Origin of the sequence: Hymenobacter setariae (genome assembly GCF_007713685.1) — a bacterium.
Lineage (GTDB): Bacteria > Bacteroidota > Bacteroidia > Cytophagales > Hymenobacteraceae > Hymenobacter > Hymenobacter setariae.
Genome location: NZ_VMRJ01000009.1, coordinates 63929 through 86955 on the forward strand (window position 1 = coordinate 63929; position 23027 = coordinate 86955).

A 23027-nucleotide genomic window follows, 5' to 3' on the forward strand; every position below is an offset into this window, starting at 1 on the left:
GGGCGCGCCGTCGATTACCAGTCCACGAAAAAGCCGGCGATGCCCACCAGCACGAGCACCGCGCCGGTCAGGTGGCGCTCGTGGCGGGCCAGCCCGTCGAGGCGCAGGCGGCGCAGGCCCCGCGAGGCCAGCGCCACCAGGGCGCACATGGCCGCCACCGACACCAGCAAGTACACGCCCATGAGCAGCGCCAGCGCGGCCGGCCCGTGGGTGCCAGCCGTCAGAAAGAAGGTTTGGATTTCGAGGCAGGGGGCCAGGAACATAGTGGCCGCCAGCCCGAGCACCACCCGCCGCCGGGGCCGGCGCGCCGGCAGGGCCGCCGGGTCGGGGTGCGTGTGGCCAGGGCCGGAGAAGGCGTAGAGCAGCCCGATGCCGATGAGCAGCAGCGGGGCCACCCAGCCCGCCGCCTGGGCAAAGCGGTCCGACAAGCGCCAGCCCAGCAGGCCCAGCAGCAAGCCAATCAGCACGGTGCTCAGGCCGTGCGCCAGCCCGGCCACGGCAGTTACGCCCACGGCCCGCCGCACCGACCAGCCTTCCGCCCGCGCTACGGCCAGCACCGGAGCCCAGTGGTTGGGAATCGTGGCGTGAAGCAGGCTGAGCAGCAGGGCACCGGTGAGTAGTTCGAGCATGGAGTATTGATTAGGAGCGGGGCCAGAACAGGATGATGGCGATGCCCACGAAGCAGATGACCCCACCGATAACGTCAAAGCGGTCGGGCCGGAAGCCGTCGAAATACCAGGCCCACGCGATGGACATGACGATAAAAATGCCGCCGTACACGGCGTAGGTTTTGCCGAACGAGGTCGGCTGCCAGGTCGCAATCCAGCCGTAGAGTATCAGCAGGACAGCCCCGGCCGCCCCCATCCAGCCGGCCCGGCCCGACTTGAGCCACTGCCACATGAGGTAGCCGCCCCCGATTTCGCAGAGGCCGGCGAGAAAAAACACCAGCAGGGGCTTTAGAATGGGTAGCATGGGAAACCGGTCTTACTCTTCCTCTTCGGCATTCTTGAGCTTACCCAGCAGGGCATACGCGCCTTCGGTGACGAAGCGCAGGGGCTTGCCCTGCTCGGCGGCGGGCAAGTGAACTTCGGTATAGCCGTCTTCGCTCACGCCCCGCGTGACGGGCACCATGCGGTAGGTGACAGTCCCGGCTTTCGTGGCCGAGTCGGCCGCCACAAATACGAAGGCCTGCGCCCCGTACTGCACCACGGCTTTTTCGGGCAGGGTGGGCACGGTGACGCGGTTGGTTTCGATGACGGCCCGCACGAAGGTGCCCGGCAGCAGCTGCTCATCCTCGCGGTCGAGGTGGGCGTGCACGCGCACGGTGCGCTCGTCGCTGATGGTCTTGCTGATGAGGTAGACGTGGGCCGTGCGCTCGCGGCTCACCGAGTCGTTGCCCAGCGAGAAGCGCACGAGCTGGTTTTCCTTCACCTGCGGAATGTCCTTTTCAAACACCGTCAGCTCGACGTGCAGGTGCTGGGGGTTCACGATTTCAAACAGTACGTCGGTGGGCGTCACGCTCTGGCCGATGCTCACGTTCACGGCTTTCACGAAGCCGCCCCGAGGGGCGCGCAGGGTGGCCGTGCTAACAATGGCCCCGCCCAGGGGCAGGCCCGCCAGGCGCAGCCGGGCGGCCTGGGCGCTGGTTTTCACTTGCAGGGCTTCGTACTCGGCCTGGGCGCGCTGGTAGTTTTTCTGCGGGGCCACTTCCTGCCTGTACAGCTCGCCCTGCCGCTCGTACTCGGCGCGGGCATATTTGAGCTGGCTGCGGGCTTCCTGGTAGTCCTGTTGCAGCTGCACGAAATCGGGGTTGCGAATGACGGCCAGCACCTGCCCGGCGCGCACCCGCGAGCCTTGCAGCAGGTCGGTGCGGTCCACGAAGCCCCCGAGCGGGGCGCTGACGGACACCAGATTTTCCGGGGGTACATCGAGTACCCCGTTCACTTTCAGCCCCCCGCTCATGGGGCGCTGGGTGAGGGTGCCCAGGCGCACGCCACCTACCTGCTGCTCGGCCGTAGTGAGGGTCACGCGGTCGGGGGCGGCTTTCTCACCCGCTTCGCCGGCGGGCGTAGTCTTGGCTGATTCACTGTCGGTGGCGGCTTCTTTCGCGCCGCAGCCAGTCAATAGACTGAGCAGTACGATATACGTTACGATAACTCGCATGATTCTGAAGTTGAGGGAGGGGGCGGGGCAGCCAGTCGGCTATTGCCCGCCTAGGAGGTATTCCAGCTCGATAATGGTCTGGTTGTGTTGCAGCAGCGCGTCGAGGTAATCGAGGCGCAGGCGACGGGCGCGCTCCAGGTTGAGCAGATACTCCGAGTAGCCGGTTTCGCCCGCCTTGTAGCCGATGGTGGACAGGCGGGTGATAACGGCCGCCTGGGGCAGGGCCGTGGCCTCGAAGTAGGCCAGGCGCTGCTGCTGCTCGCGGCGGCGGGCCAGCAGTTCATCCAGCTGGCCGGCTATTTCGGCGCGGTAGCGGTCGTAGCCGGCCTGGGCCACCTGCTCTTGCAGGCGGGCGGCCTGCACCCGCGCCTTTTGGGGCCGCCGCCACAGCGGCACCGCCACGCCGGCCTGCACGCCCTGAAAGCGGGAGCCGGGGCCGAAATAGTTTTCCGTACCGGCCGCATCGAGCCGCTGGTAGCCGATGATGGTCTGATTGAAGTAGCCCACGGTGAATTCCGGCAGCCCGGCGGCCTGGGCCACGCGGGTTTCGGCGCGGCGCTCGGCCACCTGCTGGGCGAGTACCCGCGCCTGGGGGTTGGTGCGCGCCAGCAGCGTATCAGCCCCGGCCGGCGCGGTGGAATCGGCCAGGGTGGCCGCGCCCAGCAGCGCCAGCGGGCGCAGCAGGCTATCGGCCACGACGACGGCCGTGGGCACTTGCAGCAGGGCTTGCAGCTGGCGCTGCGCCACCCGGAAGTCGGTGCGGGCAGCCAGCAGCTGGGTGCGGATTTCGCCCTGCTGCACCAGGGCCGTAGCTGGTTCGAGGCGAGCGGCCTCCCCGGTCTTAAAGCGCAGGGTGGCCGAGCGCAGAAACTCGGTGTACACACTGTCCTGCCCGCGCAGCACCCGCAGGCGGTGGCGGGCGTGGACGGCCTGCTCGTAGCTGAGCCGCACCTGGCGGCGCAGTTCCGCCTGCACCTGCGTTAGCTGGGCCTGCTGGCCGGCAATGCGGGCATCGGCCAGGTTGGCGGCGCTGCGGTACACGCCGGGCAGGGCCACGGATTGGGTGATGGTGAACTGGTTGTCCCGGTTCTGGGAGTTGTACTGGCCGTAGCTGCCGGTGACGGTCGTGCGGCCATAGTCGTAGGCCGAGCGGCGCACGGCCTGCTGGGCTTCGAGGGCGCGCTGGCCGGCTAGCACCGTGCCGTTGGTTTGCAGGGCCTGCGTCACGGCCTGGGGCGCGGTGAGCGGGCTTTGCGCGTGGCCCACTAGCGGGAGCAGCAGGAGCAGCAGCGTCGCCACGGGTAGGGATTTAGCCGCAACCGGACTGGATTCAGGCGCTGGCTCCGCAGCCTTTTTTCGCTCGGAAAGGGCGTAGAGGACGGGCAGCACCAGCAGCGTCAGCAGCGTGGCCGATACCAGCCCGCCGATGACGACGGTGGCCAGCGGGCGCTGCACTTCGGCCCCGGCCGAGGTGGCCAGCGCCATCGGCAGAAAGCCCAGCGAGGCCACGGTAGCCGTCATCAGCACGGGGCGCAGGCGCACTTCGGTGCCACGCAGGATGCGCTCGCTCAGGTCCGCAATGCCGTCGGCTTTCAGCTGGTTGAAGTAGCCGATGAGCACGATGCCGTTGAGCACGGCCACCCCGAACAGGGCAATGAAGCCTACCCCGGCCGAGATGCTGAACGGCATTCCGCGCAGCCACAGCGCCGCGATGCCCCCGATGGCCGAGAGTGGGATGGCCGTGAAAATCATGACCGACTGCTTCAGCGAGCCAAAGGTGAAAAACAGCAGCACGAAAATGAGCACCAGCGCCACCGGCACGGCGATACTCAGCCGGTCGGTGGCCTGGCGCAGGTTCTCAAACTGACCGCCGTAGGTGGTGTAGTAGCCGGGAGCAAACTTCACCTGCTTATCAATTTTGCCTTGCAGCTCCTTGACGACGGTTTCCACGTCGCGGCCCCGCACGTTGAAGGCCACGCTGATGCGGCGCTTGGCATCGTCGCGCTGAATCTGATTCGGCCCTTCGCGCAGCTCCACGCTGGCCACCTGCTCCAGGGGCACCTGCCGGCCGTTGGGGCCGGCGATGAAGAGCCGGCGCACGCTGGTAATGTCCTTGCGCAGGTCCTGGCGCAGGCGCAGCACGAGGTCAAACCGGCGCTCCTGCTCGAAGACCTGGCCGGCGGTTTCGCCGGCAAAGGCGGTTTGCACGGTGCGGTTCACGTCGGCCACGTTCAGGCCAAACTGGGCCAGGCGGTTGCGGTCGAGCTGCACCACTATCTGAGGCAGGCCGGTGACCTGCTCCACGTACACGTCTTCGGCCCCTGGCACCTGGCGCACCAGGCGGCCGGCCTGCTGGGCGTAGTCGGCCAGCTGCTGCAAGTCCTCCCCGTAGATTTTGAGTACCACGTCCTGCTTGGCCCCGGAAATCAACTCGTTGAAGCGCATCTGGATAGGCTGCTGGAACCCGAACGTAACGCCAGGCATGACGCTCAACGCCTTGGCCATCTTATCTGCCAGTTCCTCACGGTTGGTGGCCGAGGTCCACTCCTTTTGGTCCTTGAGAATGACCATCACGTCGGCGGCTTCCACGGGCATGGGGTCGGTGGGAATCTCGCCCGCCCCGATTTTGGCCACCACTTCCTTCACTTCGGGAAACTGCTTTTTCAGGATGGCCCCCGCCTGCTGGGCCTGCGTGATGGTGTAGCTCAGCGAAGAGCCGGTGAGCACCCGCATTTCGACTGCGAAGTCGCCTTCACTGAGCGTGGGAATGAACTCGCCGCCGAGCGTGCGAAACAAGAAAAAGCCGCCGACCAGCAAGCTGCCGGCAGTAAGCAGCACGGCGGCCTGGTGGCGTAGCGCACCCTTCAACAAAGGGTGATAGACGCGGGTGAAGAAGGCCATCATCCGGTCGGAAAGCGTCTTTTTATTCTCCGTAGACCGGCTCAGAGCCAGTGCCGACATCATCGGCACGTAGGTCAAACTCAGGAGGAAAGCCCCGAGAATGGCAAAGGCCACGGTTTCAGCCATCGGCCGGAACATCTTGCCCTCGATGCCGGCCAGGGCCAGCAGCGGCAGGTACACGATGAGAATGATGATTTCGCCGAACGCCGCCGACGAGCGGATTTTAGAGGCCGCGTGGTAGGTTTCGTCGTCCATCTGCTCGGTGTTCAGCCGGTTGCCCGGTACTTGCAGCTGCCCGCCGTGCAGGCGGTGAATGATGGCCTCGACGATAATCACCGCCCCATCCACAATCAGCCCGAAGTCGATGGCCCCGAGGCTCATCAAATTGCCCGACACACCAAACAGGCGCATTAAGCTCACGGCAAAGAGCATGGCCAGCGGGATGACGGAGGCCACGACCAGCCCGGCCCGCCAGTTGCCCAGGAACAGCACCAGCACGAAAATCACGATGAGCGCCCCTTCCAGCAGGTTCTTGGTGACGGTGTGAATGGCGCGGTCTACCAGGTTGGAGCGGTCCAGGAAGGGCTCCACGGTGACACCTTCGGGCAGGGTCTTGCGAATGGTGGCCATGCGCTTGTTCACGCTCTTGATGACCTCGGCGGCGTTGGCCCCCTTGAGCATGAGCACCAGCCCGCCGGTCACTTCGCCCTGGTTATTGAGCGTCATGGCCCCGTAGCGCACGGCCGCGCCGTAGCGCACCTCGGCCACGTCGCGCACCAGCACGGGCAGGCCGGTACTGGTGCTGCGGATGACGATGTTGCCGATGTCGGCCGGACTCGTGGCCAGCCCTTCGGTGCGGATGAAGGCGGCGGTCGGGTTCTGGTCGAGGTAGGCCCCGCCGGCGTTCTGGTTATTCTGGGCTACGGCCTGGTACACCTCGTTGACCGTGACGCCCAGCGAGCGCAGCCGCTCGGGGTCCAGGGCCACTTCGTACTGCTTGAGCAGCCCGCCGAAGCTGCTTACGTCGGCCACGCCGGGCGTACCCAGCAGCTGCCGCCGCACTATCCAGTCCTGAATGGTGCGCAGGGCGGTGGCGTCGTACTTCTTCTCGTAGCCCGGCTTGGCGCGCACCAGGTACTGATATACTTCGCCCAGTCCCGTGCTGAGCGGGGCCAGTTCGGGGCGGCCGGTGCCGGCCGGAATCTGGCTTTCGGCTTCTTTCAGCCGCTCCGAAACCTGGGTGCGCGCCCAGTAAATGTCGGTTTTGTCCTCGAAAACGACGGTGACCACCGAAAGGCCGAAGCGCGAAAACGAGCGAATTTCGGTCTGGCCGGGAATGGTGGCCATTGCCTGCTCCACGGGGAAGGACACCAGCCGCTCAATCTCCTGAGCGGCCAGCGAGGGGGCCACGGTGTACACCACCACCTGGTTGCTGGTGATGTCGGGCAGTGCGTCAATCGGGAGCTGGCTGAGCGAGTAGCCGCCCCAGGCCACCAGGGCCAGCGTCAGCAGTCCGACAATGAGCTTGTTGTGAATGGAAAAATGAATCAGTCGGTCGAACATCCGCTGCTTGGGGGTTAGGTCTAACGCTTCCGTGAAACCCTGCGGCCCGGCGGCTCCGGCACCAGGGGTGGGAGCGGGGGGCATGACCAATTCAGCGCAAAAGCGCCAATTAGCCCATCGCGCACCGCGACGGGCCACCGGGAAGGGTGGTCAGCAGGAAAAGGGGGGAAGGATTAGGCCTGCGGCGGCTGCCACACGGCCCCGAGTGCCCGTGTGGGGGCAGCCACGACCATGCGGGCGTGGCGGGGGCTGGCGGCCCACTCGGTGGGCAGGGAGTAGGCTGCCTGCGCGGCCAGGGCCGCCGGCACAATGGCCCCGCCGCAGCAGTGGCACTGGCACAGCGGGGAGCACCAGTCACCCAGCGTGCCGGCTCCGCAGTCCGCGTGCGAAGCGCTGATAGTGGCCTGCTGCTGGTCCTGGCACACGGGGGCCTCGTCCGTGCAGGTGAGGCACGAGAGGAAGGCGAAGTAGCAGGCAAAAAACAGGGCAAGCAGGCGCATGTACCCGCAAAGGTAGTGATTTCAGATTAGGGCCGCAGCTTTTCAGCCAGGGATACCCATCGACCGGTGAGCCGAAAGCGGGTAAATCTAACGCGGGCGCGGGGTGGCGGCCGACAGCTGGTAGGTCAGCGACTTGCCATGCTGGCCCAGCATAAACGCCGTAAATACCGTCAGGTCTTCCGTCACCCGGCTCTGTTCCAGGGCTTCAAAATACGCCTGCCTGTCTTCGCGAAACACAATGGTCAGCGGCTGGCCGTAGAAGCGCTGCACGTAGTTCATGAGCAGGCGGGAGGTGTGGCCGTTGCCATCGTTGAACGGGTGAATGCTCACCAGCCGCTGGTGCGCCTCGAAGGCCAGTTCCAGTTGCTCGCGCAGCGTGGCGGCCACCGGCATCCGCTCGCGCAGCTCCCCGACGAGGGCTGCCACCAGCGCCGGCACCTTTTGCGCATTGGGAAACGAAGTGGCCCCGACGATGAACACGTTGGTGCGGCGCAGGTCGCCCTGCGTGGGGTCCACGGTACCCAGGGCGGTATTCATAATCCGGCCGGTGCTGCGCATGACGGCCGCCGCCAGTTCCCGTAGGAAGACCGGGCCAGGTAGCTGTCGGGCGGCGGCCCGCGCCACTACCAGGTCGAGGGCGCGGGCGTGGTCGCCGAGCATGTCGTAGCCTTCCAGCGGCTTGCCCGGCCCCAGGGCCGGCGCTTCGCCGAGCAGAAAATCCATTGCTTCGAGCACCGTCACGCGGGAGCCCTCAATCATGGTGGAGTGGGCTGATACCATCACCTGGCTCAGCTGCTGGCTGGTTTGCTGCTGGGTAGGCGGCAACTGCTGTACCTGCCGGGTCAGGCGCTCAATCTCGGTCCACGTCATGCCGCCTGCCGTAGCGTGGCCGCTTGCAACTCGGCTACGTTAAGTGTGCCCAGGGGCAGGGGAGTAGTAAGGCCCGCGCCGTGAATCAGGTCGCTGGCCCAGGCGGCCAGGTCGTAGGCGTAAATCATGCGCCGGCCGGCCTCATCTTGGTACTCCGTTTTACCGCGCATAAACACTTCCAGGCCCGGCCGCAGGGCCGCCGGCACCTCGGCCAGCGCCTGGTCGGGGTGGGTGGGGCTAAGCAGCGAGTTCAAGTAGTCCCGCAACGCCTGGTAAGCGGCTTGGCTGGCTGAGTTCATGGGCAAAAGGGAAAAACTGGCTGTTGGAACAGTACTCAAAAGTAACAAATTCAGCCTTACGTCCCGCTACTAAAGTCGCTTGTTGACGTTTTGGGCGACTCCCTGTGGGCCGGGCTGTGCGGGGCTCCGGCTGCGCCTACGGTCCTGCGGACTAAACCCGGCCTTGGTTAAAAGTTTGGTCCAAATGTTACAGCTGGCAATTGCCCGGCCTGCCTCAGAGAGTAGGGTTCAAACGCAGCGCCTAGAAGCTAATAGCATCTTACTGCGAAATAGCATCTTACTGCGAAAAATCAAATAACAAGCGTTATGTAAAGGGATAAAAGGCAGAAAAGCCACTAGCGTTGAGCTAGTGGCTTTTCTGCCTTTTATCTTATTCTAACCTGGCTAGGGAGTACTGTTGGGAATGGACCAGCTGCTTTAGCGGTAAGCCCAAGCTTACAGACAGGTAGGGGTAAGAGCAACGCCAACCACCGTACCCTACTTCTTTTGCAACAGCCCTAACTTGTTTCGCCCCAATGGGTTAATTCCGGCCTACGATTGGCGGTCGGCGACAACGACGACTTCTTCGCAGATGATTATCCCCCCTTGCGGCAGGTCGAGGAAGTTCGCATGGTCCGGGTCAACCTTGGTTTGAAAATTTTCGGAAAAGAACAACGCGTTCAGGTCCTCCAAGCTGTCAAACCACACTTCCACCACCGCATCGTAGCTCGGCTCGCCAAACCCGGGCGCGGCAAGGGGATAAGAAACGACGAAGCGACGCATGTATCGGGCTTCGGGAAGGGCGAGCAGCAACGGCTCGTGTACGTTCTGGCGATAGTTTCTGAACTCCTGCTGGCTCATGCCAGCACGGCGCTTCAGGGTAAGCAGCATCTTTACCATGATAACAGGATAATTCCGCATAGGGCGGAGGTGCGTGAATAAAGCGGGTCAAAACGCCGCGCCGCAGGTGGCCCCAGGCCCTCTGGTAAGGCGACCGGTTGCTACCTACCAGGCGGCGTGTTTAACGACCACAAAGGTCGGTCGCTGGCGTAGCCGCTGTTTACCAAATTCACGGCACTACTTACCAAATTCAAAGAAGTCGAAAAGCAGAGGGCACCAGGCCGGCGTGCTTTTTAAAGAAGTACGTGAAATGCGCCGGTTCGTCAAACCCGAGGCTGTGGCCCACTTCGGCAATGGGCCAGTCCGTGTGCCGGAGCAGGGCTTTGGCTTCGCGGCTTAAGCGGGCCGCCAGATGGTCGGTCGTGGTTTTGCCGGTGGTAGCCCGCACGCAGTGGTTGAGGTGGTTGGGATGCACGGCTAACTGCTGGGCAAAATCGCGGGCCGAGCGCAAGACCACCCGCTGGGTGGGAGACTCCAGGGGAAACTGCCGTTCGAGCAACTCGAAAAACGCGGCCGTTAGGCGCGCTTTGGCATCGACCGGCGGGGAGTCGGTCGCGGCCGGCCGCAGCTTGAGGGTGTAGTGCAGCAACTCGGCGGCGTAGGTACGTAGCAGGTCATACTTGAGCAGGTAGTCGGAGGCGAGTTCGGTCAGCATTTTCTCGAACAAGGCACTGACCTCTTCCACTTGGGCAACCGTGAGGGGGTAGACCGGGATGTTCCCAGGCCGCAGGAAAGGGTGTTCGGGGAGACTTACCCCTCCCCGCTGCTGAAAGAAGTCCTGGCGCAGCACACAGAAAAAGCCAGTTATTTCCGCCGAGACCAGGTGGCGGGTATAGGGGAGCTGCGGATTAAAAAACAGGAGCGCAGGGCCAATGGCCTCTACGCGCTGGTCGGCGTAGTGGTACGCACAGTGCCCACGACGGAGCAGCGCGATTTTATAAAAATCGCGCCGGCTGAACTGCACGGGCTCAGCGCCGAGGAGCATGGACGCTTCCAAGCGAAAGACATTGACCTGCCCCAGGTCGGTTGGGCGGGTATCGGGGGCGTGTTGGAAGTGGTGCTGATAAAATTCGGGGAGCCCCTCAAGCCTTGACATGTGGCAAAGTTACCAAATTCACCTTACCCAAAGGATATGGCTGCTGGGTTTCCAGCATCGCTTGACCCGCTAAGACGGTGTAAAAAGACAGTGGCCGCTCAGCCTAAAAAAAGATAAGTTCACCCTCAGAAGCGAATTAAGTTCCGTTCAGAAAGGTGCACAATTCTGACGCATTCCTGAAAGAGAGAAAGTAGGCAGATTTTGTGGGTCAAGAAGTAGGTTCTACGCGCTGTATTAATGAACCCTGCTTTCTGAGGCTGGCTGGGCAGTTGCCAGCTGTAACATTTGGACCAAACTTTTAACCAAGGCCAAACCCCTGCCATCCCTATCGCGAACAAGTGGAAAGCCTGACCAACCGGCGAGTTAGTGGAGCTTACCGGCTAAGTCTTTGGTGATAGGCTGCCAGTTGACCGTGATAAGCTGGCGGGTGTACCAGCACCTAGAGCATTTGCCATCAGAAAGAGAACAAAAGGGGAAAAATGCACTACTCATGCCAAGGTAAAGATGTAAAAACTGCTTAAATAATGTTGTATTTTATGCAACTTTATAGGGGCGCTACTCGTTTAAATAGTATAAGTAGCAAGCAATAAATCAATCATTTAAGTCATGAAAAGCGCCACACCCTCCGCCCCCCGTACCGATGTTTACGAGGTGATTACCAACCGCATTATTCTGGCTTTAGAAAACGGAGTTACGCCGTGGAAGCAGGGCTGGAACGCCGACCACGGTGCCCCCCGCAACTACCGGAGCAAGCACGTATACCAGGGCATCAACGCCTTTCTGCTGGGGATGCTGCAACACGAGCAGCCGTATTACCTGACCTTCAACCAGGCCCGTGAACTGGGCGGCTGCGTGCGCAAGGGCGAGAAGGGGATGCCGGTCGTTTTCTACAAAGTGGGCAAGAAGGAGGACGCCAAAGGCCAGGAGAAAAAGGTGGCCATCTTGCAGTATTCGACCGTCTTCAACATTTCGCAGATTGACGGGATAGCGTGGAAGCTGCCCGAGCTGCCCAGCCGGGCGCACACGCCGCAGCAGGCCGCCGAGCAGGTGCTGGCCGGCTACGTGGGCGGCCCCCGCATCAGCTACGGCGGCAGCGAAGCCTATTACCGCACGAGCACCGACCTGGTTAACGTGCCCGAAGCCAGCAACTTTCACACGGCCGAGGATTTTTACCTCACCACCTTTCACGAACTGGCGCACAGCACCGGCCACAGCAAACGCCTTGACCGGGCCACCCTGACCGAAAAAGCCTCTTTCGGAAGCGAGAGCTACGCCAAGGAAGAACTGGTGGCCGAGCTAGGGGCCGCGTTTCTGGGCAATGCCGCCGGCCTGGATATGGCCCTGACCTTGCCTGGCAGCGCCAGCTATATCGACAACTGGCTGCAAGCCCTGCGCAACGACAAGCGCCTGATTATTTCGGCCGCCAGCCAAGCCCAGAAGGCCGCCAACCACATTCTGGGAATAGTGCCCAGCTACGAAGCCGGCGAGGCCGCCGCGCCCGCCGAGGACCCCGAGTAGGGGAGGGGATGCCGTCCGGCCGGAGTAATCCGGTCGGACCCAGCAGCCGGCGAACAAGAGGAAAATTTTGCAATTGTAAAACGATTAACAAGAGGGAAAAATGCACCCTTCGTGCCAGTAAAAAGATGTAAAAACTACTTAAATAAAGTTGTAATTTATGCAACTTTACGAGTGAAATTTCGTTTAATATGTATAAGCAAACAGCAAATAAACAGCCTCTTAGCTATGAATTTTGACTTGTGCGATTTAGCCCCCGGTGAAGTGTCGGCCGACCGTTACGACCCCGCCGACGAAGCCAGCCAAACCCCGGCCCCGGTATCAGCCGCTGCCCTTGCCGAGTGGGAAGCCGACCCTTGGTTTTAGTCTCATTTTTTACTGCTCCTTATCAGCCCGCCCCATGAAAGCCACCAAAACCACCCGTCCCGCCCTTCGTATCCCCGCCGCCCGCTTGGCGCGCCTGCCGGCCACCGCTACCGCTAGGAAGGAAGCCGCCGCCGCCGCGTGGGAAGTCGCCGCGCAGGCCCGCGAGGATGCCCGCCAGCAACTGCTTGCGCCTACGCCCGAGTTTGAGGCCGCGCCCCGGCTTACGATGCTGCCCGGTGGGCTGCACTGGTCGGCCCAGCGCCCTGTGCCAGGGGTAGGGGCTAAAGTTGATGTGTACCAAGGGGGGCACCGCGACCTGGTTACCGTGCTCGGCTATTGCCACGCGGCCGGCTTTCTAGGACTGGTCACCGAGCCCTACCACCCCGGCAGCGCGAAGGCCCGCAGGATGCACCCCCGCGCCCGCTGCGTGTTTGCTCACCAGCTAGCCCAGGCGGCCTAGTCATTCCCTTCACACTTTCTCACCTCGTCGCCATGCAGCCCCAACCCCGCACCCTGACCCCTGACCAGGCAATTAAGCTGGCCCAGGAGAATATTCAGCACAGCCATTTTATCACCATTACCACCTGCTTGGGCAAGGTCGATGTGCCGGCCAGCTTCGCCCAGGTGGGCGGAGGAGGGGTAACCAGCCCGGACGGGCTCCATTACTCGCAGTGGAGTAATGAGAAGGGCGAACTGCTAATCATGTTCGCCGGCCTGGGCCTGTTTACCTACGCGCTGGATTTTGACCGGATGCCCGAAGGGCTGCGCCAGCACCACTTGCAGCCGGACAGCCCCGACGAGGACGACCGCCAGCCCGAACGTGCCCCATCATGAAGCAGCACCGGCTGATGAACGACCGGCCCCACGACCGCCGCGCCCACACCCGCGAAGCCCGCACCATCCGCGAGCAGCGCCGCCAGCGGCGCTTTTACGCCAGCGACGGTACCACCGCCCGCAGCTGCTATGCCTTTTGGCTGGGTGAGTTTATCACCGACCGCCAGCCCGGCCAGCCTTACCCCCTGGGCCGGCAGTACGCCCGCCGCTTTCTGGCTCATATCCGTCACTTTCACCAGGCCAGTCTTGCCGGCCACTAGTTCCGCTTTTATGTCGATGATAACCCCCACGCCCGCCCCCCAGCAGCCCGAAATCAGTCCATTAGATTGGGCGGGCGACCCCGAGCAGTGCCCGAACTGGGTGGGCTTCCCTACCCGCGCCGGGTTGCCCATTGGCCTCCTATGGTCAGGCAGCAGCGAAGCGCCGGCCATTGGTACCCGTGTTCACATTTACATGAACAGCTTCGGCCCGGCCGAAGTGAAAGCCTACTTTCACGCCGATGGGTATTTGGGCGTAATCTGCCAGCCCGACCAGATGCCCGAGCGCTTAGCCGCCCACGGCGTTACGCAGGGGCACTTTTTCGGCCGGGAGCTGGAGCCCTACCAGCCGGGGCGAGCCGCGTCGGCAATGGTGCCCGAGGTGCTGGAAATTGCGCCCGCTTCGGCCGTCGCAGGCCCGGTCCCCGGCCTTAACCTGGCTGACGACTGGATACCAGACTACCCACCCCAGGAGGGCGACGAGTTGGCCGACGACAACCAGGACCGCGACGAGCACCCCGAGCACCCGCAGGACGAGCAGCGCGATTAACTGATGCGCCGGTTTCAAAGGATAGGGACTTGCTTCCTACTAAAACCCCGTCAACGGGTCACCACCTGATGTTCCCCTTTCGCGCCCACGTCCACCGATACGGCTGCCGGTGGGCATGGGAAGTACGGCAGGGACTCGGGGCCGCTACCAGTCGCCGCGCCGGCACCGCCGCGAGCCGCGCCGAAGCAATCCGGGCCGCGTTCCGGCCAGCCCCCACCCTCGTCCTACCGGAGCAGCCACCCGCGCCGGCCCACCAGCAAGCGGCTTAACCCAACTTTTTACAATTGCAAAATACCAGTTTTATGCTCCCTAACCTTCCCGCCATTGAAACCCGCGCCGGCCGCATCGCCCTGGGGGCCACCGTTCGCAGCATCCGCTACCGCGACGTGCAGGGCAGCGTGACTGCCATCTACTGGAACGGCTACCATTATGCCATTGAGGTAAACAACCGCCACAGCGACGACGCGGGCCAGTACGAGCTGCTTTCCGCGCCCACCTTCCAGGGCTTTAACTACGTCAATCCAAACACTCAGCAACTGCTGAGCGGCAAGTTTGAGGTGCTTCTGCCGGGGGAGGGGGACCGGATATATTTTGCTGACACCGCCGAGCAGGCCATTGCCCTGCTCGCGGCCACCATTGGCCTGAATGACCAAGTGCGGGAAGTTGAATATCTGAAGCACCGGGCCGAAGCCGGCCCGGTAGACGAGCTGCGCTGGCGCGGGCAAGCCGTGGGCAGCATCGTGGGCCAGCTCGCTTATGTGAGTACTGGCAAGCAGCACTCCGCACCCAGGTTTCTGGTGGGCCACCAGGTCCGCTTTTACAGCGGCCACTCGACCAGCACGGTCAGCGGGCTGGCCTTGTACAAAGACCGCCTGAACTACGGTCAGACGCAGTGGCACTACTTCTACGACGAGGCCAGAGGCATTCATCCCCCCATGAGCGAGGCCCACACCACGGCCGCGCCGGCGGCGACTGCCGCCTAGCCCCGCCTGCAAGTTCTCACTTTTCTCCCTCTTGTTCTTTCGTTATGGCTTACCTCACCCCCCAGCAACTAGCGGCCAATGCGGCTGAACAAGGTTTTCGCGTCGGTGCCTACGTTCATATGAGCACCCGCACCGCCGCCACGGCCGCGCCCATTCGGGAGTTTTCCGGCCTGAATGGCCAGGTGCAGGCCGTTTGGATGGGCGGCGCTTGTCGCAACCTGCTGGGCGAGTTGCGCCTGAGCAGCCAGCACCGCTTGCTATACCAGTTTCCGGCCGGCTACGAGTTCTTTACCAGCGCGCAACTTGTAGCCGAGGCCAGCCGCCAGGCCGGCAGCGGCGCGGCCACTGATGGCTACACCGCCGCTTGGGTGCAGGGCTACGGCAGCGCCAATACTGATACGTGGGTTACTGCTGACCCTTGCCCCCAGGGGCCAAGTGCGGTATTCGTCAGCCTGCGGGAGCAGCCGGCCGAGGCTCCGTTGCCCGACCTGAGCCCGAGCATGGAAATTATCGTGGGTGGCCAGGAGGTGACTGCCGCCGACGTGACCCATTGGATGAGGGCCACCCCCCGGCAGGGAGCCAAGCTGTTCCGGGAACTGCAAAATCTGTACGGTGCCCGGCCCCAAATGCTCGACCTAGCTCTGTTCAGCGGTGCTACGATGCTGGCCCCACTTGCCGGCAGCATCATGGCCGCCCGGCGCAAGGCAAGGAGCTAGTAGCAACCGGCTTGGAATAGTAGCGAAAGTGCTCCGGTCGGCTGACCGGAGCACTTTCTATGTTTAAACCGGAGGCCGCGAACAAAAGGAAAGATGTCCTTACCATCGGTTTTGTTATTGATAAGCTTAGAAAGCAAAACCCGGCAGCTTGAACGAGCTTAATTTTTCCATACCAATAGCGGCGGTCTTGCTGTACGCCAATTTAGGTAAGCGGGCAAGCTAGGTAACATCCGTACCAGACTTTTAACCGAAGCCAATAGCGTTACAGTTTACTTTTAGGCGGCCAGCCCACAGCTGAATTTCAAGACCATTTCACATTTCATTCTTGATGCACCAAATTATATTCTTCAATACTGGCTGGATGGACTCCTACGCAGGTAATCGACATAACGAAGACCCCATCACTGGTGGTGGCGCGCATAATCGGGAGGAAGGTTGGGGTGGGGAGATATTCAATTTTAAGCCTTATCGGGGCAAGTACTATGGCTTCGTCCGAACTACGCACAGTGGTGAAATCAAATTAGAAAGACTTGGCGCGGCTAAATCAGACCATAAAATTGATAATGTCACCGTTGTTTGGACAGCTGCCCGCCCGATTGATGAAGGGGGAGGAACATATGTGGTGGGATGGTATAAAAACGCAACCATATTTCGGTCTGAACAATCGCGGCCCAGACAAGCTCGCCATAGCTGGCAAGGAAATCCTATTGGCTATCAGGCCGAAGCTCCCGGTGATGGTGTTGTATTACTTACCCGTGATGCCCGATTATTGCCAGTGCCCCGAGGTAAGGGTGCTATGGGCCAAAGCAACGTGTGGTATGCTCTAGACAACTTGGATTTCGTCAACCAAGTTATTGAGTACATCGCTAGTGATGGACTTCTTCCACCCAAGGGTAAAGTCAAGGGTAAGCGTCCTACTCAGGCTGACCCACTGGTCCGCCTTGAAGTAGAAAAGAAAGCGGTTGAAATCACATGGGCGTATTACAAGAGCCTTGATTATGAGCTAAATACTGTAGAAAGGGATAAGGTCGGCTGGGACTTGACCGCAACCAATGGCAAAATCAAGTTGAAGCTGGAAGTGAAGGGACTTTCCGGCCCGGCAGTTGCAGCAGAACTAACAGCGAATGAGTATAAGAACTTGCTGATAGATAGGCCTAACTACCGCGTTTGCATCGTGACTAATGCTCTTACTAAGCCCAAGCTTCATATTTTCTCTTATTCCAGAACTACTGATAGATGGGAGAGTGAAGAAGGGCTTCCCTTGGTTTTTGAGGAGGTAGTGAGCGCCCGCGTCTTTTCACGCTAACTCAATTTAGTGTCATACGCTACCTGTTGCTGATAAGCCCAGTCCTCTGGTGACAGGATGGCCTCTAGAAAAGCATCCTGGCCCAGGTCGCGGCGCTCCAAGGCGTGCCGCCGTAGCGGCCAGCTATTCTTACTGGCCTCGAAGCCATCCCGCGCTATAACCACCCGAATCTTCTCCGGTAAGCCAGCGAGCCAGTGGTGAAAGTCTTCTTCCGTGACCTCACCTTGAGCCTGCTGCTGATAGCGATAGGTCGCATTTCCCAACCGAAACAGCCGGGCGTGCTCCGCTCGCTGCGCTTCGGGTAGGGCAGCGAGAAAGGCCAGTTGCGCTTGGTGAGATTTGTCGAGTGGGTGCCGGGGGATAAGCAATTCTTCCATCGGTGCGTCAATTAGCTAAGGAGTCAGCTCTTATATCTGCCTGGCCAACCACGGAGCACTGCCTTCGGAGTAGTAGCAATTGCCCAAGCAGCAGACCGAGTAGCCACCCTATCTCCGGCATAAGTTGAGAGTAGTACAACCAGTAACCCAGCAGACTCCCCACCATCAGTAGCGCTATCGCCCCCGTCGTATAAGGCCGCCACCAGTGGCGCGGGGAGGTAACCGCCAAGAACAGATGCGTGGGCAGTAGCCACAACAACTGGTAGTTGTAGTGGGCCGGTGTATGCAGCGAAAACAGGTGGAGGCCCACTAGTAGACAGCCCGTCAGGCCCACAGCCGCTAGGACGCCGCGCCCCAGAACCGCTGCTAGCAGGTCGTAGCGGGCCGGTAGGCAGGCGGCGAGGGCCAACAGGATGGCTAAGCTGCAAAAAACCTGCTGAGGAGTGCCCCAGCCCAGTGGTTGGTCTGGGAGGACAGGAGCCGTTAACAGGGACCGGGTGTAGGTGACGAAGGGGCGATGCTGCCGGCTGGTATGCGTCCAGGCCTGGCTTAACTCCGTGGGCAAAAAGAGTCGTTGTCGGAAGGTAGTCAGCCGGTCAGCAGGCCAGCCCAGCCCCAGATTCATCCCCAACTTGACCCACGGGGATGGGGCCAAATAAGGAGCAAGGAGCTGGCGGTAGGTCTGACCAGCGGGTACGTAGGTAGAATCTAGCTGCACGGAGCCGGTCACGCTACGCATTATCACATCATACAAGCGGGTGGTGCAGTTATCGGCAAAAAACTGATACCGATAGAAACGGGCCGATGAGGCCAAGGAGGCTTCTAAATAATCGTAGGCCCGCTGCGTCTCCGCAGGCCGGAGCGCAAGTACCTGTTCGGTGAGGGGACGCTGCTCTGCTTGATATGCCGCATAAAACGTGGCAAACGAGGTAGCCGACAAAAAATAGCTTAAATCCCCGCGCAGAAAGCGCCCGTAGAAATTCGGCGTGCTAAAGTCGAAAGTGCCGTAATTGTAGACCTGGTCCAGCCCTTGGCTGGGGTCGGTGATACGCAGGGCCGAGTGACCAAACAGGGAATAGGTTTCCGTGCCGGGGGCACAGGTTATCAAGCTAACGGTCGTGGTGGGCGATAAGGGCCGGGGCATGGCCGCCAGGGGCGTAATCACCCACCCAGTCAGACACAGCAGAACCCAGGCGAGCGGGCGAGGTAACATTAAAGTGAGTAGGGGTTGCAAACTGCTATTTTAACCAAAGCCAATAGTCGAAAACCAGTGCTGCACTAGAAATCACTAAGCCTATCAGGCTAATCTGCTGAAGATGCGTCAGTTGATTTACCAAATAGCCCCAACTGCAAATCTTCCCGCACTTGCAGCGCTTCGGCCTTCTGCTGGTCTAAAATCTGCTTTGCGGCCCGCGTGATGGCCGTATTGCAATACTTTTCCTTGCTGTTGATGCGGTCGGTAGGGTGAATTGCCTTCAGGTCCCACTCGTGCAGGATTTTCCGAACCCCCTCCCGGCCCAGGGTAGGGGCACAGCGGGCAATGTTCTTGTCCGAAACCTTCCACGCCCGCAGGCGCTCGATGAGGGCTTTAGTAATCGGGTGCGCCAGCCAGTTTTCGGGAATGTCGTTTTGCAGCTTGTGGTGCAGGTCGAAGCGCAGGCGCACAATCTTGGGCCGGCCTCGCACGGCCCGCCCGGTTTCGGAAATCGGCGTTACCGTGAAAGACACGTCGGTATCGGCCAACTCTTCCAAAGGCTCGGTGGTGGTCCGCAAAATCAGGTCCTTGACCAGCGGGTACTTCATGAGGACCTGCCCGTTTTTGTCTTTCTTGGGCTGTCGGCGCTTGTCGAGTTGCGGGCCGCAGTCCATCAGCAGGCGGTACTCCTCAATGTCAACTTCCCAAAAGCCGGTATCCTTGAAAGCCGACAGAATCTCGAAAAAGCGCATCGAGTACCAGCTTTTCAGCCGCATGTACTGCGCCAGCTCGTAGGAAGTGTAGTGGGCAACGTTGATGAAGTAGTCGGCCAGCGCGGGGTTTAGCGGGATGGTGATGATGGAGTCCTTGTAGCCGGCCGTTTCTTCCTTGGTGGTGTCCAGCAGGTGCCGGCCGCGCCACTCCTTCTTGTCCAGGCTCTCGAAGTACCACACCGTGGTAAGCAGTTCCACGATGGCTCCCTGCACCTCATTGTAGACTGCCCGCCGCGAGATGCCGGAGTACTCCACCACATCTTCAATCCGCATCTGGTAGAAGGGCCGCAGCTCGTAGTCATCATCCCTAATCTGGTCGAGCACCCGCGCCATAATCCGCTTGGCCGCCACGCTCATTTTACTCTGGCGCGAGAAGGTGACATTCCAGTGCTGCTTGACCAACTGCTTATGCACCGGCTCATAAACCAGACCGAGGGGCAGGGTGGAAATAGCGCTGCTTTTGTTGCTCATAACCTTATTGAATCCGGGGGAGCTGATAGAAACCGGGCGCGTCGCCGCTACTCAGGTAAGGCGAATGTAAAGCTAAAAAAGGACAAGCTGAAAAGTCTGTCCTAAATAGTGACTGCGTTTGTCCTTTTAATGGGTCAAATCATGACTCCATTTGTCCTTTTAATGGTCTAAAAAGTGACTCCATTTGTCCTTTTAATACTACCCGCAATGACTGCAAATGTCCTCTTAATGCCCTCTACTCCTTATAGTAAAACTATTTTGTCGTTTTTACAAGGACTATCAGTAAAATTTCTAACTATTTAGTCCCACCCAAAAAAAGGCTTTTAGAAGGGTAAAAAAACCTGGGAAAACAGGGAAACAAAACAGTAAAAAAGGGTACAAAACGCAAAAACCGGGATTGCACTTTTCTACTATTTTATACTATTATTTAAAGATTAATTATACTGCCCCAAACTACCAACTGCTACTCTAAATTAAGTTGGGCGGATGGCCGGGCTGTGCAGGGCTTCGCTGCGCTCCGGTGCTGCACACAACTCCCGCTGGTCGCTCCCTTTCCATCCCTACCGCGAACCAAAGGAAAGCCCACCCCGGCCAAGAAAACGGGGCCAGAGCCGTGAATTAATACTCCCTAAGCCACTATGGCCGCATAAAGGGGAACAAAAGGGAGAAAATGCACCCAGCGTGCCAGGATAAATATGTAAAAACTACTTAAATAAAGTTGTATTTTATGCAACATTAAAGGGGTGATTTGCGTTTGAATAGTATAAGAAAGCAGCACAAAAACAAGCCGTTAGCTATGAAAACCACCGCCCAGGACCTCGCCCAACTTCGCAAGTTTTTCACCGAAAATGCCCGGCAGGTGCAGGTGACCGGAGTAGCTGATACCGTAGCCGTGGGCTACGTGCGCCACTATGGCAGCCAGTTTTCCTACGCCGTATTTTATGGCAAGCAGTCGAAGCCCGCTAAGCATTACAGCACTAAGGACGAAGCCCAGGCCGAGCAGTGCATCATCGAAGCCCTGACCCAGGCCGGGAAAGTAGCCGAGCGCAAAGCTGCTGACCGGAAACAGGGCCGCGCCCCCTTCAACGACCGTCAGGAAGGCGAAACCCTTTACCGCAGCTACACTACGGCCGGCACCGCACAGCTTATCCGCGAGGCCCTGAAAAAAGCCTTTCCGGCCGTGAAGTTCAGCGTGACCTCGTCCACCTTCGCCAACGGTTCGAGCGTGGATATTGCCTACACCGACGGACCGAGCAGCAAGCAGGTCGAACAGGTGTACGCCCCCTTTATCAGTGGCCGCTTCAACAGCCAAGAGGATATGTACGAGTACCACCGCGAGCCTACGGCCATCAACGAGGCCGGCCAACTGGCCCGCGTGAGCTACGGGGCCAAGTACATCAGCGACCGCCGCAGCTACTCGCCGGCTTACGGGTTTTTCCTCAACTCGCTGGACCTGCGTCAGGCCCCGGCGCTGGCTGACCAGTTCGCCGCGTTCGACAAGTGGCACAGTAGCCAGCGCTACAACATGCAAACGAGTTGGGGCGAGCACGCCGGCACCTATTCCGTGAGCAGCGACAGCAGCCACGGTGACCTGGAGCGCTTTGCAGAATCCCTGAGTGCGCAGGGCTACGTCGTGAATTTCAGCGAAACAGGCGATGAGCTGACTTTGAGCACCCGCCACGCTAACCCACCCCAGGCCGCGCCGGTAGCCGAGCCAGTGGCCGAAATGGACGAAACCGACCGCCAGTATTACGCCGCCGAAATGCAGTGGCTGGCCGATGCCGGCCAGGACAACACCGACCGCGAATTTGAGGCCGCCGAGCGGAGCTGGCTGGTCTAAAGCCTAGCCCCCCCTTCGGGGGGGTAGGGGTCCAGGGGCCGGTAGTCGGGAACAAGAAGGTTTTGCAATTGCAAAATCTTCCTGATAGACCGGTTACACCTCCGCTTTTTTCAATTGTAGAAAGGGGAACGAAAGGGAAAAAGCCGCCTTTCCTATCCACAAAAAAGATGTAAAAACTGCTTAAATAAAGTTGTATTTTATGCAACATTATCGCAGTGTTTTGCGTTTAAATAGTATCAGCAGTGCATGCAAAAGCCCTTTTAATCATGAGCACCACCCCCAGCCCAAAGCCCGCAATTGTAGAGGAAGCCTACACCATCCTGATGCAGCTAGGCGGTAATAAATTTCTGGTGATGACCGGAGCCAATAAACTCATGGCGGCGGGCCGCACGGAGCACAACCCGAACCCCTGGCTGCGCATGGATTTGCGGAAAAACAAAGCCAAGGTTAACCGCCTGAAAATTACGCTCATGCCCACGGACACCTACACCGTGGAATTCTATCAGCAAGTGCTCGTCGATTGGGAGCCGGTAATCAGTAATCAGCAGACTTTTGAGCTGGTGTACGGCGAGGATTTGCAAACCCTTTTTACGTCGGTGACGGGCTACGATACCCACCTCTAAAGCCCGGAGCACAAGCCATCCAGTCACCTAATCCCGCCCCATGTCAGCCCCCCGAGCCCTTACCATCGACCTGGAAGGCCAGCAAGTCAAGGTGTACCGCAACTTGAAAAACGGCCTCTTTTCGGTGCAGTTCGGGGGGCTGGTCGTGGCCCACCTGGCCACGGTGCAGCTGCGTGGGGTGCTGTTCAAAGTTAGCGAGAGCGCCCGCCAGCGGGTGCTGACCCAGCGTCAGCGCAACGTGCACGCCTACGCCATCGGCACGTTCACCACGGCAGCGCAAGCCACGGCCACCGAGCTAATCAGCTACAACCCCTACACCGCCGGCCATTTTTTCCGCGTCGGGGACGAGGCCCCCATCCATAGCGCCCCGGCCGTCGTGCTCCGCAATGGCAAAGCCTACGCTGCATGTATTTGCCCTAATTAATCCCGACCGTATAGCGATGGAAAGTGAACTGAAAGCCCTGCACCAGGCGGTTGAGCTTCTGTTGAAGGCCCGCCGCGACGTGAAGCGCACGGCGAACGCGCTGCGTAAATCAGGCGGCAGCTTAGGGGGCAGCGGGTGGGACCGGATGCCCTTTATCGACCAGCTGCAACACAGCGCCGACAGTGCCAGCAGCAGCTTGCGGAGCGCCGAAACCAACGTTTTGGCCTCGTGGGAGGCCCTGAATGTCCTGCCGGAATAGTCCCCCACCAACGCGCCAACAAGATGAAAATGTCCAGCCCTGCCCCAACTATCCAAAGCCCGACGTGGAACCAGTACCGCAGCCGGGTAATCGCTGCAATTGCCGACGTGGAGGTGCTTATGCGGCAACGGGGCAAGGGCCTCAACTCCGAAGGCATGACCGGCGAGGTAGCCGAGCGGCTGGGACTGGATATTGCTACCCCCACGGCCTACGAAGACCTGTTTAAGCTGGTGCAGGCTACGCGCCGGATTGCCCAGGAAGGCCTGC

26 protein-coding genes are annotated in these 23027 nt (G+C 60.5%); 14 read left to right on the forward strand and 12 right to left on the reverse strand.

All coding sequences use genetic code 11. The annotated features are described in order from the left end of the window. Positions 1 to 14 precede the first annotated feature (14 nt). The 9 genes from FNT36_RS25070 to FNT36_RS25110 all read right to left on the reverse strand — a co-directional run bounded on the left by FNT36_RS25070 (position 15) and on the right by FNT36_RS25110 (position 10271). A complete protein-coding gene (locus FNT36_RS25070) occupies positions 15 to 629 on the reverse strand; it encodes a hypothetical protein (protein WP_144853473.1) in 615 nt (204 codons plus the stop codon). Positions 630 to 639: 10 nt separating this feature from the next. Further along, complete coding sequence (locus FNT36_RS25075; protein WP_144853476.1) at positions 640 to 972, reverse strand: YnfA family protein; 333 nt, start codon at positions 970 to 972, stop codon at positions 640 to 642. A gap of 12 nt (positions 973 to 984) precedes the next feature. Next, positions 985 to 2163 (reverse strand): efflux RND transporter periplasmic adaptor subunit, encoded by a 1179-nt coding sequence (locus FNT36_RS25080; RefSeq protein WP_144853479.1) that lies wholly within the window; start codon positions 2161 to 2163, stop codon positions 985 to 987. A 39-nt stretch (positions 2164 to 2202) separates the two neighbouring features. Next, complete coding sequence (locus FNT36_RS25085; protein ID WP_144853546.1) at positions 2203 to 6627, reverse strand: CusA/CzcA family heavy metal efflux RND transporter; 4425 nt, start codon at positions 6625 to 6627, stop codon at positions 2203 to 2205. Between the two features lie 173 nt (positions 6628 to 6800). Next, positions 6801 to 7127, reverse strand: coding sequence for a DUF6660 family protein (locus FNT36_RS25090; RefSeq protein ID WP_144853482.1), 327 nt, complete (start codon positions 7125 to 7127; stop codon positions 6801 to 6803). An 87-nt stretch (positions 7128 to 7214) separates the two neighbouring features. Then, entirely contained in the window at positions 7215 to 7997 is a 783-nt protein-coding gene (locus FNT36_RS25095; RefSeq protein WP_144853485.1) for a Fic family protein, read from the reverse strand. Continuing rightward, positions 7994 to 8296, reverse strand: a complete 303-nt coding sequence (locus tag FNT36_RS25100; protein WP_144853488.1) for a hypothetical protein — start codon at positions 8294 to 8296, stop codon at positions 7994 to 7996. The genes FNT36_RS25095 and FNT36_RS25100 overlap by 4 nt, the downstream gene beginning before the upstream one ends. Positions 8297 to 8827: 531 nt before the next feature. Continuing rightward, positions 8828 to 9175 carry an EthD domain-containing protein gene (locus FNT36_RS25105; protein WP_144853491.1) on the reverse strand — a complete coding sequence of 116 codons (348 nt, stop codon included), beginning with the start codon at positions 9173 to 9175 and terminating at the stop codon, positions 8828 to 8830. Positions 9176 to 9365: 190 nt separating this feature from the next. Then, on the reverse strand, positions 9366 to 10271 hold the full coding sequence (locus tag FNT36_RS25110) for a helix-turn-helix domain-containing protein (protein ID WP_144853494.1): 906 nt from the start codon (positions 10269 to 10271) through the stop codon (positions 9366 to 9368). A 606-nt stretch (positions 10272 to 10877) separates the two neighbouring features. Between FNT36_RS25110 and FNT36_RS25115 the strand changes: the two genes are divergently transcribed. From FNT36_RS25115 to FNT36_RS25150, 9 genes are all read left to right on the forward strand, one after another. After that, the gene (locus FNT36_RS25115; RefSeq protein WP_144853497.1) at positions 10878 to 11789 is read left to right on the forward strand and encodes an ArdC family protein; all 912 of its coding nucleotides are present in this window, start codon (positions 10878 to 10880) and stop codon (positions 11787 to 11789) included. A gap of 225 nt (positions 11790 to 12014) precedes the next feature. After that, a complete protein-coding gene (locus FNT36_RS25780) occupies positions 12015 to 12152 on the forward strand; it encodes a hypothetical protein (RefSeq protein ID WP_233636219.1) in 138 nt (45 codons plus the stop codon). Between the two features lie 34 nt (positions 12153 to 12186). After that, positions 12187 to 12612 (forward strand): hypothetical protein, encoded by a 426-nt coding sequence (locus FNT36_RS25120; RefSeq protein ID WP_144853499.1) that lies wholly within the window; start codon positions 12187 to 12189, stop codon positions 12610 to 12612. A gap of 32 nt (positions 12613 to 12644) precedes the next feature. Continuing rightward, the gene (locus tag FNT36_RS25125) at positions 12645 to 12986 is read left to right on the forward strand and encodes a hypothetical protein (RefSeq protein ID WP_144853502.1); all 342 of its coding nucleotides are present in this window, start codon (positions 12645 to 12647) and stop codon (positions 12984 to 12986) included. Further along, positions 12983 to 13246: a hypothetical protein gene (locus FNT36_RS25130; protein WP_144853505.1), complete on the forward strand. Its 264-nt coding sequence runs from the start codon at positions 12983 to 12985 to the stop codon at positions 13244 to 13246. The genes FNT36_RS25125 and FNT36_RS25130 overlap by 4 nt, the downstream gene beginning before the upstream one ends. A 10-nt stretch (positions 13247 to 13256) precedes the next feature. Further along, entirely contained in the window at positions 13257 to 13793 is a 537-nt protein-coding gene (locus FNT36_RS25135) for a hypothetical protein (protein ID WP_144853508.1), read from the forward strand. A 302-nt stretch (positions 13794 to 14095) separates the two neighbouring features. Next, positions 14096 to 14776, forward strand: coding sequence for a hypothetical protein (locus tag FNT36_RS25140; protein ID WP_144853511.1), 681 nt, complete (start codon positions 14096 to 14098; stop codon positions 14774 to 14776). A gap of 44 nt (positions 14777 to 14820) precedes the next feature. After that, complete coding sequence (locus FNT36_RS25145) at positions 14821 to 15492, forward strand: hypothetical protein (protein WP_144853514.1); 672 nt, start codon at positions 14821 to 14823, stop codon at positions 15490 to 15492. A gap of 328 nt (positions 15493 to 15820) precedes the next feature. Then, positions 15821 to 16798 carry a protein NO VEIN domain-containing protein gene (locus tag FNT36_RS25150; protein ID WP_233636220.1) on the forward strand — a complete coding sequence of 326 codons (978 nt, stop codon included), beginning with the start codon at positions 15821 to 15823 and terminating at the stop codon, positions 16796 to 16798. On the opposite strand, the gene FNT36_RS25155 is transcribed toward FNT36_RS25150, so the two are convergent. From FNT36_RS25155 to FNT36_RS25165, 3 genes are all read right to left on the reverse strand, one after another. After that, positions 16795 to 17175, reverse strand: coding sequence for a hypothetical protein (locus tag FNT36_RS25155; protein ID WP_144853520.1), 381 nt, complete (start codon positions 17173 to 17175; stop codon positions 16795 to 16797). The two genes, FNT36_RS25150 and FNT36_RS25155, sit on opposite strands and share 4 nt — an antisense overlap. 7 nt (positions 17176 to 17182) lie before the next feature. Further along, positions 17183 to 18388, reverse strand: coding sequence for a lipoprotein N-acyltransferase Lnb domain-containing protein (locus FNT36_RS25160; RefSeq protein ID WP_144853523.1), 1206 nt, complete (start codon positions 18386 to 18388; stop codon positions 17183 to 17185). Positions 18389 to 18477: 89 nt separating this feature from the next. Next, positions 18478 to 19614: a replication initiation protein gene (locus FNT36_RS25165; RefSeq protein ID WP_144853526.1), complete on the reverse strand. Its 1137-nt coding sequence runs from the start codon at positions 19612 to 19614 to the stop codon at positions 18478 to 18480. Positions 19615 to 20410: 796 nt separating this feature from the next. On the opposite strand from FNT36_RS25165, the gene FNT36_RS25170 reads away from it, so the two are divergent. The 5 genes from FNT36_RS25170 to FNT36_RS25190 all read left to right on the forward strand — a co-directional run. Beyond that, on the forward strand, positions 20411 to 21454 hold the full coding sequence (locus FNT36_RS25170; RefSeq protein ID WP_144853528.1) for an LPD29 domain-containing protein: 1044 nt from the start codon (positions 20411 to 20413) through the stop codon (positions 21452 to 21454). A gap of 266 nt (positions 21455 to 21720) precedes the next feature. After that, positions 21721 to 22077, forward strand: a complete 357-nt coding sequence (locus FNT36_RS25175; RefSeq protein ID WP_144853531.1) for a hypothetical protein — start codon at positions 21721 to 21723, stop codon at positions 22075 to 22077. 40 nt (positions 22078 to 22117) lie between these two features. Continuing rightward, positions 22118 to 22501: a hypothetical protein gene (locus tag FNT36_RS25180; RefSeq protein ID WP_144853534.1), complete on the forward strand. Its 384-nt coding sequence runs from the start codon at positions 22118 to 22120 to the stop codon at positions 22499 to 22501. A gap of 16 nt (positions 22502 to 22517) precedes the next feature. Then, the gene (locus FNT36_RS25185; RefSeq protein WP_144853538.1) at positions 22518 to 22760 is read left to right on the forward strand and encodes a hypothetical protein; all 243 of its coding nucleotides are present in this window, start codon (positions 22518 to 22520) and stop codon (positions 22758 to 22760) included. A gap of 29 nt (positions 22761 to 22789) precedes the next feature. After that, positions 22790 to 23027, forward strand: a 238-nt coding sequence (locus FNT36_RS25190) for a hypothetical protein (protein WP_233636221.1), incomplete at its 3' end; no start/stop codon positions are given.